Here is a 12,279-nt window from a genome sequence, read left to right as displayed (position 1 = left end):
TTGCCCCTATTTTCTAAAAACCCTCATCCAGAGGAAATCGGAAGGATTGAGGCGAGGATTTTGCCATATGTGGAAATATCTTTTCCACATACCTCAAAGAAAGTAGTTTACTCAGGTTGTTTTTTATTAAGAACTCATAAAGTAATTTATCACTTCTCCCAAGCTCATTCAGTGGTAGTGCTGAAAGATACGCAGCTTCCGTCATGGTCAATCCAGCAACTTCAACCCTAAAGCCAAGTAAACGACTGAATACCTCTTTATGAAGACCTCGCCGAACAGGATATAGTTCATCTGAACTATAATGTGTTGGTAAATCTCTCATGGTCATTGTTAACGGATCAACAGGAGAATAGTATTCAGCAGACAACTTAGTTTTAAATAAAAATTTGTCAGTAATTAAATGATCTGGGTTACACGGATCAAATATTCCCTCATCACCAGCGTCAATCCACGCATAATTGGAATGCCGAACGGAATAACCGTCAGGGCGTTCCTCATCATATGACTCATAAAAACGTTCACGCAGAACGCCGATTACGGCTTTACCCGGAAGTATCCCGTTATCCACCAGCCCGCGACATACGAGGTATGATAACTTTGGTGTCCACTCATTTAGAGGCACGTTGATATATAGCGAGGCTAAATAAGCGCTGATACCTTCGGTTATTGTATCGTTCATTCGTTCTCCTGAAAAAAGGCGCATCTAAAATGCGCCTGTAGGAATTAGAATAATTATTTTTTTCCAGCCTTAGTTACCGGGATCGCCTTTGACTCAATGTAGCGAAGACTATCAGTACGCAATTTTGGCTCGTCAACGCCTTGCAAGATCAGGGTATATGTGCGTTTACCAGCAACAAGGAAGAGGTCAGTAGCATCGCTCCAATCTGACTTATTATAAGAACGTTTGATGCGAAGAATGTCACCCGGCAGTTGGCTAACTTCCCACCCTTTGCTGTCAGAAAGGTATGCGTTGATTTTTTCACTTTTGCCAATCGGCAGAAGATACACTTTGGCAGCGAATGAACCGTAAACATATACCGTATTTTGTGACTGTGAATAATAGGGTACTTCGCTTGATTGCCCGGTATAGCTTTTCAGCATGTCGTCGCTGCTGATGTCAGAAGACTGTTCTGTGTTTTCAACTTCCTGCTGAACTGGTAGCAGATGTTGAACTGAACGAGACTGCTGAACGGAAGGGGAAACAGTGTTGGTTCCAATACCAAATTTAGCCGCATCGAATTTTTCGATTTCAGTTCCCGCTTGCGAAACCTTTTTGGCTTCGTCAGTGGCCTTCACTGTAGGATCGTGGATTACAGCATCAGCGATACCCTTAACATCTTCCGGTGGAAGTTGGCCTGTGACGCGTTGTTGCACTTTTTCCGCAGGAACAATCTCAGTTGAAAGGTTTGCTGGGGCAGCATTGTCCAGCAGGTGCTGTTCAGCCTCGTCAACGCCGGAAATATTTTCCGATGTATCGACAGCGGCAGCTTTATCAGCGGCGGCTTTGTCAGCGGCAACTTTGTCAGCGGCAACTTTGTCATCGGCAGCTTTGTCATCGGCAGCTTTGTCATCGGCAGCTTTGTCATCGGCAGCTTTGTCAGCGACAGCTTTGTCAGCGGCAGCTTTGTCAGCGACAGCTTTGTCAGCGACAGCTTTGTCAGCGGCGGCTTTGTCAGCGGCAGCTTTATCAGCGACAGCTTTGTCTGTATCTGCATTAGCAACAACAGGCTTAGTAGCTTCGCTATCTTCTACAGAAACGCCGTCTGAATTTAGCGCAACAACTTCTTCTGTCTTTTCTGCTGGCGTTTTACTACCGCCGAACAGTACCGGATATAATGCCCCCACACCAATGATGGCAATAATGAGGACGCCGATTAGTTTTAATTTAGATTTTGGCTTTTTTTCGTCAGCAGCCAAATCGTAATTATCTGCTCTATCCTTTAATTTATCCTGACCGTATTCAGTCCCGGTTCCGCGTTTCTCAGTCATATATTTACCCCTTGGGATCTGTATCAAAAATTGGTTACTCAACCAGCTTCGCTAACACACGGATACCTGTGCTTAGCAATGCTCGTAATTCGGATGCATCATAGTCATCAGAGAAACTCGCTAACTGACTTTCAGATAATGCAGTGTCTATAATATTGCCCCCATCGTTGGTATCCTCTGCGGTTGCCCCAAGCACGATTATAGCGTCTAGCAATGAGTGGCCGAAATCGTTCGCTTCATCAATGGATATTTTTTTTCCGCGTGTTTTCCTCACTTTTACAGAAGTGACTTCATTTGCCAAACTATCATCATTTTTCATATCGATAGTTTCCATTTCAATTTCACTTTGTGATTTTTTTGTTTCTGGAAACGTGTAATTTTCAATAGCATCCAGACCAATAATCCTTTCAGGATCGTCTTTTTTCTTTCTGCCTTTCCCTTTAGTCATCGCTTTAATTTTCTTAGCGACTTCTTTTACACGCTCAGCGCCTTCGCTAACGATAGATTTCTGATCTTCCGAATTAAGACGGGCAATTGCCGTTGCATTGTGAAGGCTTATATCACCGGTCTTTACTCGTTCAATTAACTTAGAATCGGCATTTTTTTTAAGACTAGTGGCTTCCACTACCATTCTTCGTGATATGCCTAGTTTTTTTGCTATGGCTTCTTGAGTCTCGTACTCTTCTTCATCACCATGTTGTCCTTGTTTAAACTCAGCAAGAAATGCCGCAGCAGCAGCCTTTTGGCTTGGTGTTAACTGACGACGATGAAGATTCATGCTTTGAACAAATCCAACAGGGTTATCGCCTTCATATTCCTGAGTAGGGATATCATCAAGTCCAAGTTCTTTAGCAACACGATACCGGTTACGACCATCGATAATCTTGCCTTCGAAAAGATAAACGGGTTCAAGAATGCCATTAATACGGATGTCTTCTTTTAATGTTTCATATGCATCGCCACTAATATACGGAAACGCATTAGCTGTATCATGGAAATCATATTCAATCATGAGCACGAGCCTTTGTCTGTTATGGGTTCACAGAGTTAAACGCTCCGATGGAGCGCTATTCATGAGACTAAACATATGGTGTTTAGACTTCATGAGTGTTTCGACAATCAGGGTAGTTAGAGCACCCCCAGAATGTTTTTTTATTAGCAGTTCTCAGAACCATATTCCCGCCACACATGGGGCAGGAATTCTCTTCGATTGGTATTGTGCTACTTATCGTCGCATCAGTTTGTTTTTCAAATTCAGAATCACCTTTAATTATTTCGATGAGAAGGTTTCCGTCAATCAGCACTACTTTTCCAGATACTTTATCGGCAAATTCACGGGCGTCTTCTGTGAATAGGCCAGACGTAACAATGAATCCCCTGTGCATCCTCTCTGCCTGAACAACACCATATATTTCTCGAACCACGGAAACACCGACACGATTTACTTTCCAGTGTTTGGCTTGCACCATTTCTCTGCGTCCGTTTTTCTCCAGTGCTACGTCGATACCGCCATCAGAACCTGTACTGGTTAAAGTGGCTTTATATCCTTTTGACTCGAAAAATTTTCTGAGTATTTTTTCAAATTGATCCCATGTCATTTGCTCTAGAACACGCCTAGCATCCGCGCTGTTTCGTATGCGATTAATAATCTTCCCTGACATACCAATCTGCATGTTTTTTACAATCGATCCGATTCCGAACAGATAAGCTAAATACAGTGCTAGGGAAGAAAATAAATTGGGTAGTTTTGTATCCATAACACTACGTAACTTTGTGAGCATGGCACTGTTGGTAATGTCTTCACTTGCTGGGAACACATAACTCATAACTTCGTCACTAACAACACGAGAGTATGTTGCCGTGTGAATCATAAGTGCGGCAGCGATAACAGGGATAGCTACATAGAATTTGAAAAAAACAGTTTTTTGAGGAACGTTAAGAGTGCGCCATTTTTCTTTATTGGCCCATGTTCCAACCAGTACACGGCCAGCAGGAGTGAATAGAAGGGTGGTTATCAGCATCAGACCGAGTGTCAATAACTGAACGCGAATATTGTCTGAAAATACAATATTCAAAACGATGACTAAACCCGACATCCCGAAGAAACGTTGTCGCATCACCTTCTCGCCTGATATCGGCTTGGCGACAAACTTCTGATTTTTCCTTCCCATGTTCACCCTTCATTATTTTTTAAACGATACTGAGTACCGCTTCCCTGTTCGCTGGTAAATCCCTTTGCATCGGCAGACCACTACATCATAGAAGGTGATCAGGACATTCAGCCCGGCTACGCCAAACACAACAACCAGAGGAACATCAAGTGCATCTGGATAGATGAACCCGAAGTAACCGGCCAGCACGATGAGGTAAGCGCCCCATACGTAGTAGAAGTGTTTTCTAGCATTCCACCAGATGACAGTGAACAGGAAAACAATATTCAGCACTGCGTAGAATTTCATGATTCCGGCGTGGAGAGGGATATCACCACCCAACAAAGGAACCGTTGCGTAAATCAAAACCATGCAGGCCAAGTAACCCAGATAATAAAAAAACATACCACCCCCAAGAGGTTTGCGTTCAAGCGTGTCATTCCCGAGGCTTGATTATATCATGACCTTTTTTACGCCAAAAAAGCCAAGTTTTTTGACCGCAAAATGTCGCCAAAAAACCTTTATGGTGAACATCCGATCTGATTTGGCATCCAGAAGTCCCCATTACTGGTAGTGATGTAACGAAAAATCATTTTACACGGAGCATTACGTACATCAGCAATGATCATTGTTTCATTACTGTTTGGAATGTAGTCGGCTGAGCTGTAGTCATCGTTAACCATTAACCCGGCATCCTTCAATATCTGTAATGCTGGGGTGCGTTCAATTACCGTCTCAGATGCATCTGGTTGAGGTGACGAATCTGACGATTCGTGTATAGCTTGTGGTGTAGAGCATCCGCTTATAAAAACAAGAATGACTGGTAGAGTGCATTTCAAGGTCATGCTTCGTCCCTTCCTGTTAACTGGGCGTTGTGTGTATTGAATAAAGTAATAACCTCGTGAGATGAGATTGCTTGCCACACGGAAGGAACAGACGGAACGCAATACATTTTGTTTTTTTCGGTTAAAGCCGCAGGGATGGATGAAACAAGCAATGCGGAACCCTTAGAGTCGATTATTCGCCATACCTGTGAGAACGCAGTTATGTCACCTTGATTAATAGTGTGGTCGATGCCGAGAAGCATACATACAGCATGTTGGTATCCGACATGTTTTGGTCGTCCATAAGCCTCCTGCCTCAGATTAACAGACGCTAACTTTGTTCGTGACAGATCATCTATTTGACGATATATCTCTGCGCCAGCAGGGTAATCGCGCCTGAGCGTGAATACCTCAAAGTCTGACTGAACGTATACGGATTTGTCGTTAACCGGGTTAAAGCCCCGACCTCGCAATTTTTGACTAAAGCGCTCTTGCAGAAAAAAATCTGGAGTGCAAAAGTCAGGGCCACAGAAAGACTCAAACCCATGTTGTGCACAGATATTAAGCATACTTTTCCGCCATTCCTGATGAGCTTTAACTACCAGCGAAAAGGTATGCATGGCGTCTTTGTCCCGTGTTGTGAAATAGACTTCAATAACCATTGTTTCGAATAATCCTCAACTCAGCTTCCAGAGGGTCATAGCTGTCAAACAGCTTAAAATTGAAGAGCCTTGCAACGTAACGTGATTCAATCTGATCTTTTTTTATCAGGCCGCGTAGGTGTTTTGGTGTGCCGGGCGGATTTTCCCAGTACCGGCCATCCCAAGAATGATCACGGTTATCACCGACCATAAAGTAATAATCGTCAGGGATAACCCACTTATCTTTTGATTTGAGGAAAGGGGTGCTTTTGTCGATAACGAACTCATAGTCTTCACCAGTTCGTTCGCTTTGATCTTGAAAAACCAGCAATTTGTCATTTTCAGAAATTACCTTACCAACAGGTATGTTATTCACAGTGAAACTTTTGTTCTGATGGTATTCAACGACATCTCCCGGTCTCCCCATGACACGTTTGATATACAGGGTACGAGGGACTGATGGGGCTTTAAAAACAGCCACATCACCTCGTTTAATATCTCCGTTGTCTAACAGGCCACCGATACGGACACCAACGATGTAATCACCGACATCAAGAGTCGGCTCCATTGATGCAGATGGAACGTTGTAAACGCCTCCAACAAAACGCATACAGAAGAGATTAGCGACACAGACTGCTATAGCAACGAATACCCATCGAGCTGGTTTTTTTTTCTGTAAAACATTTTTTGCCAGCAGAACAGTAAGGAGAATCAATACAACGACAATACTGATCATTTAGTATTTTCCTGTGTTTTTAATTTTCTGGCATAGCGGGTTAGCGCGTTACAAAGGCTCATGTAAACGTAAAGCACATAGCGCTGATAGAATTCTCCCATTGGCACTTTAACTGGTACTGTGATTTCTAAAGGCTCTTTACCGCAAGCTTCGGGCTGTATGATCAAAGCAACACAGATAAACCCAGCATCGTATTCGATGTTCGTTTTGATGAGGTTATGCATTTCAATGAGGCGGAAGTAGCGGGTGTAGCTGCTCCAAATGTAAAACGCGGCCAAGATAATTGAAAAGCAAAGACCTACCGACCAATGTATGACCCCGACATACGAAAGATACAATGCGTATAGCACCAGAAAATCCATGAGTGTAACTATCATCCGGTTGTGAGCGACCCGGCCAGAGGCAAACATTATGGGCAAAAAACGAAGCATAAAACCCCCTCACAAAATAGATATTTCACAGCATACATAAGAGGGGCAAAAATCTTCGTTTTTTTCCACCTCATTTTGCGGTCAAAAGTGAGATTTTTTCTTCGACCTTTTTCATCGTTATCTATTCGGCACCTTAATACACCATGTTAAGATCAAAAAAAAAGCAACAGGCAGAGACGAATAATGAATGAGGTTCTGAACGCGAGCTTGTTAAAGAAGCAATTGCCGGTATATGTCAACGATACGCTAGGTAGCGTGAATTTTGGCCCATCGTTGAAAACACAAAGTGATGATGTAGTCATGGTTGGGAGCGTTGCCATCCGTATCGATGATCTGATGAAGAGATGCTCTGATGATATCGAGGTAAAGGCACTTACTGCTGAGCTGGTGGACGCTATCGGAAAGGCAAGTCCCCGGAACCTTTACCGGTATAAAAACGCCGGTTTCTTCGGGCGATTATGGAATGGTCTGACAGGGGGGATTGACTCGAAGATCATTGAATTCAACCTTTACTGTCGCAGGGTAGAGAAACTCGCAAAACATGCGCCAGCAATGCTTGAGCAGGTAAAGGAATCTATTCAGTTGATCAGCGGGCTTAGAGAGCTATATCAAAAAGATGTGGCACTGCTTGACCAGTACATAGAAGCAGGCACTGCTTACTTAAAAGACTTTGAAAACTGCGAAGAAAAACTTTCGGGTTCTCTTGAATATGGTTTGAACCGGCTTAAACGAAAACTGGTTAATCTGAAAGTCACTAAAAGCACGTTGGAAATGCATACCGCCTCAGTGGAGATGTCTCTTCACGCTTCACTGGACAACCTCGAAAGAATGAAAGACTGCGTTAATGGCCTGATACCTATGTGGCAACAACAGGTTCGAATGCTCAAGTCTGGCGCATATGACATTAATACAGATGCAGAAACCGATGAAAGATTTCGTGCATTGGTCAACAAAATTAACGCGAACACGGGTAAAGGAAATTACTAATGACAACTTCAACTAATTTGTCTCTCGATATCAGCACTATCCAATTTGATCAGCAAAAGGCTTTCGGCATCACCGAGGCAAACCGCGATGAAATCATGCAAGCGGCCTCAACCATTCGGCTCGGTGATGCTATGTCAGTTCATAACTTTGGGCGTCCTAAAGCGGGTGATACTAACTATCTTGATACATTGCTTGAAGATGTGAAAATTATCGATCAGGGCCAAAGTGGTAAGAAACTTAACGAAGTGGTTGAGCTAACCCGGCAGATAAGCGAATCAGTTCAACCTTCACCTTTTCAGTTAGCAGTAAGCAAAGTTCCGGTGGTTGGCCCCATTATTTCGCGTCTCACCATTATGCAACGACGTGCATTGAGCCGTTTTGACTCCGTTAAAGGGCAGATCGATATCCTCACTAATGGCATTGAGTCCATTTCTACAGGGTATCTCACTGAAAACGTAAAGCTGGAGGCGATGTATAACGACGTGATAGTAGACGTGCGTCAGCAGGGTATCAACATCGTTGCGTCGGAGCTGGCTATCAAAACGATTGAAGCTGAGCTTAAAAAACGTCAGGAAGAGTTTAGAAAAGACAAGTCAAATACGTTACTGGCTGTAGAGATCAACGGTATCGAATACCAGCTTACGGCATTGAAGAAGCGCCGAAAAGACATGATCACCAGCCAGCAGAAATCCTACGATGACCTGACAATGCTGCGAATGATCCAGCAAAACAATCTGACGATGGTCGATAAATTCCGCTCTATTGAAGAAATGACCCTCCCTGCGGCCAAGCGCGGACACCTGATCGTTGATGCGCTTGAAAAGCAAAACAGTGGCGTGAAACTGACAGAGGCGATTGACGATACTACTAACGCGCTGGCGATACGTCAGGCTGAGCTGGTGAAAGAGAACTCTATTCGTATCGCCAAGCAATCACATCGCGCTGTGTACGACGTAGAGACGCTGGATCGGGTATCTAAGCTGATGAACGAAACTATCACGGAAGTGAAAGCAATACACAAAAGCAGTTCAGACAATCACCTCATGCTGGAACGTCGCGCTGCCAAGTGGCAGGAAGAGCGCCGGGAGCGGTTGATTGAGGGGATGGAGAAATAATATTCACCATGCCGGGGTTCCCGGCATTCCATTACGACCGTACAAAATTGTGAGTAGCTGATATGATAAAAAATCGGTTTAAAGATGAAATACCTGAACCATCGCATACCGTTAAAAAAATAAGGGGCAAAGCAAGGCTCTACCTGATCTTTTGGGTGTCATTTTTAGTAGTATCTGGGTTGGTGTACTGGGCATCAATGTTTACTGTTGTTGATCTCCCAACATTAACAGCAATTGCCAAGTCCTCTCCTATATCGTTCGAACTCACTATAAATTCGTCCCCTTCGATTGAAGATACATTCGGTACGGTTGGTTCTCCTGTTTTTACAAGCATGAGTGACTTTCTGGGGACTGGCGTAAAAATTGCCTCTGCCTTGATGATTCTTGCTGGTGTCGCTTCCTTCATTTTCACCAGAAACATCATGGTTCCTTGTATATCGCTAGTTATGGCTGGAATGCTAAATTTCGCACCAGATATTTTTGATGTAGATGGCGATAATACTGGTTCATCTGTCCCAGCGTCTGTTGCGGAGAAAATCGATTTTGGTAACTATATAAAATCAGGGAATTTGAAAGGCTTTCTGGAAGGTATTGAAAAATACTCTGCACGGGGCGGTTTCATACTCAATAGCGTCATCGAGAGTAAAGCAGCTAATCAGGACGACGCAAGAAACCTGCTGGATGTGTTCTCAAAAAACGATGCACAGAAAGTCAGTGTGGGACTTGCAGAAACACTGGCAAATGCCATATCAAATGGTGACACTTCATTGAATAACAGTACATCTATTGCCTCAGCATTATCTGCCTATGTTCTTTCGTCAGTCGAACTGGATGATAATGAGCCTGTTGTTGATAACAGAACCGGATTTGCCATCTTCGATGCAGCGAAGGGATTAAAAGGTTTTGATACATCCAATATGTTCTCAGATGCAGTCACCGCTAAAGTCACGTCGCAGGTGAAGGTTCGGGCTTTCCTGATCAACATCTCGGCGATATCTTTTTCATTGGGATGTGTATTTCTCTGGTTGTGGGGCTTCTCTTTCAGGAACTTCCACAGGGCAGAAAAAGTGTTTGTCGAAGAGGAAAAGCTACGTAACATCAGCTAGCAAAGAAAAGCCCCGTATGCCGGGGCTTTATTCTCTGTGTGATGCGGGGATTATTCTTCGTCTGAATCCTGCTTAGTGCCTGACCAGACTTGTGGCTGCTCCGGTTGTTCACGTTCGAGACGACGACGTTCATCTTCCTCTCGTACTTTCTTGTAACGTGAGTAAATGAAATGCGCTCCAAACGCAGCAAGCGCAATGCCAATTAATACAAAATCTGTAGTATCAAGCGGGTGCATGTGTCCACCTAAACGGCTGTGTGGTTTCTGTCCTAGGCTGATGTTTACGGGGTTCATATCAGCTTTAAGGACTCGTAAAGCCGAGTATATACGATAAACTAATCGTGGATAAAACATAAAACGGGACATAATCAGGGGTAAAAAAAGAAAGTTATTAAGACTCGTCTTCAAGAGCGCTGTTGAACAGATCCTTGAACATAACTATCCTTTGTCCTTTAAGCTTTCGATTCATGTTCGTTTCATACTTATAGCGATATGCTGCCTTTATCTCACCATCGCTGTCGATCAGAGCATACGCGTAACCGTTGGTCATAAACTTACTGAGGTACTCCAGCCGTTTCTGTTTAGCTGATTTTCTGAACATAAAGATTCCTCGGTCTGCTGCTGCTCATGGAAACAAGATGTCGAGACAGTGACGGGTCAGTAAATTTAACCGTTCACCTGCAAGATGCACTTTCATTAGTTTTGCACCGAAGATGAAAACAATAAGTGTGACGAGAATGACCATCGCTATAGATGGCTCACCAAACAAAGAAGATACCCAAAGGAAAAATAAGAATGCGAGCAGAACGAAAGAAAACACAAACTTATTCTCAATTGCATTGCTGAGGTATTCTTTTAAAATACTCTTAATTATATTTTGTTTCATCTGCAAATCCGCCAACAATTTTTTTATTAACAACTTTATTTAAAACGGGGAGTTTAAAGAAATACAAATAACCAATAAATAGCGTAGCGACAACTCCGCCCTCCATGCTAAACAGACTAGAGGCTATTACCATTGAGGATAAATAAGCTATGCATTTAAACGGAAAAAGAGATGCTTTGATTATGGTGGTTAACGAGGAAAAATTGACAGAGGTTCGTGAACGAATTCTACACATTATACCGCCAACAACTAACGTCAGGAAGTGTTCTAACGCTATGAGGAAGATAGTGAGACAAAAGAGCAGGCCAAGTGTTATAAATGTTTTATCTTCAGGGCCACCGTTCCATACAGGAAGAAAATGCAGCCTCCCTAACTTATAGATTGCATTGGGCGAACAAACAGATATTAACCCAGTACATACCATTAGCAACTTATTCATCTTCATGCGTCCATCCCCACATTAATTTTACTCAACTCCAAGCATTTAACCATGCACTCTTTTATTAAAGGCTTTCTATCTAGGCTGTTTAAGTAACTCTCAAATTGAGGTCTAAATCCACTGTTCTCGGCTTCTCTCAAAAAAAATATAATCTCTTCGTCAGTAGCTATTTTGTCTTGGTTTTCCACAAAATATTCCATTAGATTAAAGCTTATTATTGAATTTCTATTTATCACGGCATAGAAAGCTATCGTCATCATTATGAAGTAGAATAATGCAGCAAGACCAGAAACTAAATCGTTGAAGTCTGATTTTGCAAAGTCCACAGTTTTTATGAAAAACAAAGCGGTAAAAAAGACAGTGATGAGTTTGCTGAGTAAGGGGTTTTTGTAAAAAAAGACCATCAGCCCGGTTGTTATCTTGTGAAACAATGTCTTCTCCAGTGCTTGAGCTGCTCAAAAGGGAAAGTTACGGGTAGTTGTAGCACAGGAGTGGGGCGGTTGTGAACTATCGTTACGTGACACTGTAACTTGTTGGGCGGGCGGGGTCTGTTGAACTCTCCTTAAAAACTCTTTTTTGTCGCTTCGGGGCCAGCAAACCGATGGTAAAATGATACTTAACTAATATGTTTGGGAGGATTTATGGCTTTACTGGTGAAAACTGACAGAACGATGAAAGAGATTAACGCCGATGATTTACAAGCCAGCAGAGGCAATAATGGCGAGCTATCGCTTGAAGATATTCATGACTTTATCGGTGGGTACATGCAACTTGTCCCGCTCTCTCCGCCGCTCCTGCTGAATAGCAAAGAGTACGTTTACCTGCTGTGCGATGAGGATGGAAAAATGAAACAGTACCCTATAAATCATCTTGTCACCGATTTCCTCTCGGGTACACGTATTGCAAGTGATGATTTTGTTGTAGGGGACGTCTTGCTGATTGAACGTCACGAAATGTCCTAGCAACTTCGGCGGGC

At 43.1% G+C, this 12,279-nt stretch carries 17 protein-coding genes; 4 read left to right on the top strand and 13 right to left on the bottom strand.

Annotated features, from left to right (window positions below; all coding sequences use genetic code 11):
* Positions 1–13 precede the first annotated feature (13 nt).
* The 8 genes from ACSIPU_RS23275 to ACSIPU_RS23240 form a co-directional block, all read right to left on the bottom strand.
* A complete protein-coding gene (locus ACSIPU_RS23275) occupies positions 14–679 on the bottom strand; it encodes a hypothetical protein (protein WP_435322296.1) in 666 nt (221 codons plus the stop codon).
* A gap of 53 nt (positions 680–732) precedes the next feature.
* Positions 733–1,989 (bottom strand): hypothetical protein, encoded by a 1,257-nt coding sequence (locus ACSIPU_RS23270; RefSeq protein WP_435322295.1) that lies wholly within the window; start codon positions 1,987–1,989, stop codon positions 733–735.
* Positions 1,990–2,023: 34 nt separating this feature from the next.
* Positions 2,024–3,001, bottom strand: a complete 978-nt coding sequence (locus tag ACSIPU_RS23265; protein WP_435322294.1) for a ParB/RepB/Spo0J family partition protein — start codon at positions 2,999–3,001, stop codon at positions 2,024–2,026.
* Positions 3,002–3,083: 82 nt separating this feature from the next.
* On the bottom strand, positions 3,084–4,160 hold the full coding sequence (locus ACSIPU_RS23260) for a restriction endonuclease (protein ID WP_435322293.1): 1,077 nt from the start codon (positions 4,158–4,160) through the stop codon (positions 3,084–3,086).
* 12 nt (positions 4,161–4,172) lie between these two features.
* Positions 4,173–4,544, bottom strand: a complete 372-nt coding sequence (locus tag ACSIPU_RS23255) for a hypothetical protein (RefSeq protein WP_348851337.1) — start codon at positions 4,542–4,544, stop codon at positions 4,173–4,175.
* A gap of 436 nt (positions 4,545–4,980) precedes the next feature.
* Positions 4,981–5,625 carry a hypothetical protein gene (locus tag ACSIPU_RS23250; RefSeq protein ID WP_435322292.1) on the bottom strand — a complete coding sequence of 215 codons (645 nt, stop codon included), beginning with the start codon at positions 5,623–5,625 and terminating at the stop codon, positions 4,981–4,983.
* Complete coding sequence (lepB, locus tag ACSIPU_RS23245) at positions 5,615–6,340, bottom strand: signal peptidase I (protein WP_435322291.1); 726 nt, start codon at positions 6,338–6,340, stop codon at positions 5,615–5,617. The genes ACSIPU_RS23250 and lepB overlap by 11 nt, the downstream gene beginning before the upstream one ends.
* A complete protein-coding gene (locus tag ACSIPU_RS23240) occupies positions 6,337–6,771 on the bottom strand; it encodes a hypothetical protein (protein WP_348851341.1) in 435 nt (144 codons plus the stop codon). The genes lepB and ACSIPU_RS23240 overlap by 4 nt, the downstream gene beginning before the upstream one ends.
* A gap of 183 nt (positions 6,772–6,954) precedes the next feature.
* Here ACSIPU_RS23240 and ACSIPU_RS23235 point away from each other — a divergent pair, with 183 nt between their 5' ends.
* The 3 genes from ACSIPU_RS23235 (at position 6,955) to ACSIPU_RS23225 (ending at position 9,979) form a co-directional block, all read left to right on the top strand.
* A complete protein-coding gene (locus ACSIPU_RS23235; protein WP_348851342.1) occupies positions 6,955–7,758 on the top strand; it encodes a hypothetical protein in 804 nt (267 codons plus the stop codon).
* Entirely contained in the window at positions 7,758–8,873 is a 1,116-nt protein-coding gene (locus tag ACSIPU_RS23230) for a toxic anion resistance protein (protein WP_435322290.1), read from the top strand. The genes ACSIPU_RS23235 and ACSIPU_RS23230 overlap by 1 nt, the downstream gene beginning before the upstream one ends.
* A 62-nt stretch (positions 8,874–8,935) precedes the next feature.
* Positions 8,936–9,979 carry a hypothetical protein gene (locus tag ACSIPU_RS23225; RefSeq protein WP_435322289.1) on the top strand — a complete coding sequence of 348 codons (1,044 nt, stop codon included), beginning with the start codon at positions 8,936–8,938 and terminating at the stop codon, positions 9,977–9,979.
* A gap of 50 nt (positions 9,980–10,029) precedes the next feature.
* On the opposite strand, the gene ACSIPU_RS23220 is transcribed toward ACSIPU_RS23225, so the two are convergent.
* The 5 genes from ACSIPU_RS23220 to ACSIPU_RS23200 all read right to left on the bottom strand — a co-directional run bounded on the left by ACSIPU_RS23220 (position 10,030) and on the right by ACSIPU_RS23200 (position 11,734).
* Positions 10,030–10,215, bottom strand: coding sequence for a hypothetical protein (locus ACSIPU_RS23220; protein ID WP_348851345.1), 186 nt, complete (start codon positions 10,213–10,215; stop codon positions 10,030–10,032).
* Between the two features lie 154 nt (positions 10,216–10,369).
* Positions 10,370–10,579 (bottom strand): hypothetical protein, encoded by a 210-nt coding sequence (locus ACSIPU_RS23215; protein ID WP_348851346.1) that lies wholly within the window; start codon positions 10,577–10,579, stop codon positions 10,370–10,372.
* A gap of 24 nt (positions 10,580–10,603) precedes the next feature.
* Positions 10,604–10,864: a hypothetical protein gene (locus tag ACSIPU_RS23210; RefSeq protein ID WP_348851347.1), complete on the bottom strand. Its 261-nt coding sequence runs from the start codon at positions 10,862–10,864 to the stop codon at positions 10,604–10,606.
* On the bottom strand, positions 10,845–11,309 hold the full coding sequence (locus tag ACSIPU_RS23205) for a hypothetical protein (RefSeq protein ID WP_435322288.1): 465 nt from the start codon (positions 11,307–11,309) through the stop codon (positions 10,845–10,847). The genes ACSIPU_RS23210 and ACSIPU_RS23205 overlap by 20 nt, the downstream gene beginning before the upstream one ends.
* Positions 11,306–11,734 (bottom strand): hypothetical protein, encoded by a 429-nt coding sequence (locus tag ACSIPU_RS23200; protein WP_435322287.1) that lies wholly within the window; start codon positions 11,732–11,734, stop codon positions 11,306–11,308. The genes ACSIPU_RS23205 and ACSIPU_RS23200 overlap by 4 nt, the downstream gene beginning before the upstream one ends.
* A 210-nt stretch (positions 11,735–11,944) precedes the next feature.
* On the opposite strand from ACSIPU_RS23200, the gene ACSIPU_RS23195 reads away from it, so the two are divergent.
* Entirely contained in the window at positions 11,945–12,265 is a 321-nt protein-coding gene (locus ACSIPU_RS23195) for a DUF3846 domain-containing protein (RefSeq protein WP_348851350.1), read from the top strand.
* Positions 12,266–12,279: the final 14 nt, after the last annotated feature.

The organism is Klebsiella sp. HN106, assembly GCF_051209435.1.
GTDB classification, from domain to species: Bacteria; Pseudomonadota; Gammaproteobacteria; order Enterobacterales; family Enterobacteriaceae; genus Klebsiella; species Klebsiella oxytoca.
The sequence above is the reverse complement of the archived record's forward strand: the minus strand, read 5'-3'. Positions and strand labels throughout refer to the sequence as shown.

Excerpts from the sequence above, each read along its gene's own strand:
- ACSIPU_RS23275 (WP_435322296.1), bottom strand. The coding sequence starts at position 679 with ATGAACGATACAATAACCGAAGGTATCAGCGCTTATTTAGCCTCGCTA.
- ACSIPU_RS23270 (WP_435322295.1), bottom strand. The coding sequence starts at position 1,989 with ATGACTGAGAAACGCGGAACCGGGACTGAATACGGTCAGGATAAATTA.
- ACSIPU_RS23265 (WP_435322294.1), bottom strand. The coding sequence starts at position 3,001 with ATGATTGAATATGATTTCCATGATACAGCTAATGCGTTTCCGTATATT.
- ACSIPU_RS23260 (WP_435322293.1), bottom strand. The coding sequence starts at position 4,160 with ATGGGAAGGAAAAATCAGAAGTTTGTCGCCAAGCCGATATCAGGCGAG.
- ACSIPU_RS23255 (WP_348851337.1), bottom strand. The coding sequence starts at position 4,544 with ATGTTTTTTTATTATCTGGGTTACTTGGCCTGCATGGTTTTGATTTAC.
- ACSIPU_RS23250 (WP_435322292.1), bottom strand. The coding sequence starts at position 5,625 with ATGGTTATTGAAGTCTATTTCACAACACGGGACAAAGACGCCATGCAT.
- lepB (WP_435322291.1), bottom strand. The coding sequence starts at position 6,340 with ATGATCAGTATTGTCGTTGTATTGATTCTCCTTACTGTTCTGCTGGCA.
- ACSIPU_RS23240 (WP_348851341.1), bottom strand. The coding sequence starts at position 6,771 with ATGCTTCGTTTTTTGCCCATAATGTTTGCCTCTGGCCGGGTCGCTCAC.
- ACSIPU_RS23235 (WP_348851342.1), top strand. The coding sequence starts at position 6,955 with ATGAATGAGGTTCTGAACGCGAGCTTGTTAAAGAAGCAATTGCCGGTA.
- ACSIPU_RS23230 (WP_435322290.1), top strand. The coding sequence starts at position 7,758 with ATGACAACTTCAACTAATTTGTCTCTCGATATCAGCACTATCCAATTT.
- ACSIPU_RS23225 (WP_435322289.1), top strand. The coding sequence starts at position 8,936 with ATGATAAAAAATCGGTTTAAAGATGAAATACCTGAACCATCGCATACC.
- ACSIPU_RS23220 (WP_348851345.1), bottom strand. The coding sequence starts at position 10,215 with ATGCACCCGCTTGATACTACAGATTTTGTATTAATTGGCATTGCGCTT.
- ACSIPU_RS23215 (WP_348851346.1), bottom strand. The coding sequence starts at position 10,579 with ATGTTCAGAAAATCAGCTAAACAGAAACGGCTGGAGTACCTCAGTAAG.
- ACSIPU_RS23210 (WP_348851347.1), bottom strand. The coding sequence starts at position 10,864 with ATGAAACAAAATATAATTAAGAGTATTTTAAAAGAATACCTCAGCAAT.
- ACSIPU_RS23205 (WP_435322288.1), bottom strand. The coding sequence starts at position 11,309 with ATGAAGATGAATAAGTTGCTAATGGTATGTACTGGGTTAATATCTGTT.
- ACSIPU_RS23195 (WP_348851350.1), top strand. The coding sequence starts at position 11,945 with ATGGCTTTACTGGTGAAAACTGACAGAACGATGAAAGAGATTAACGCC.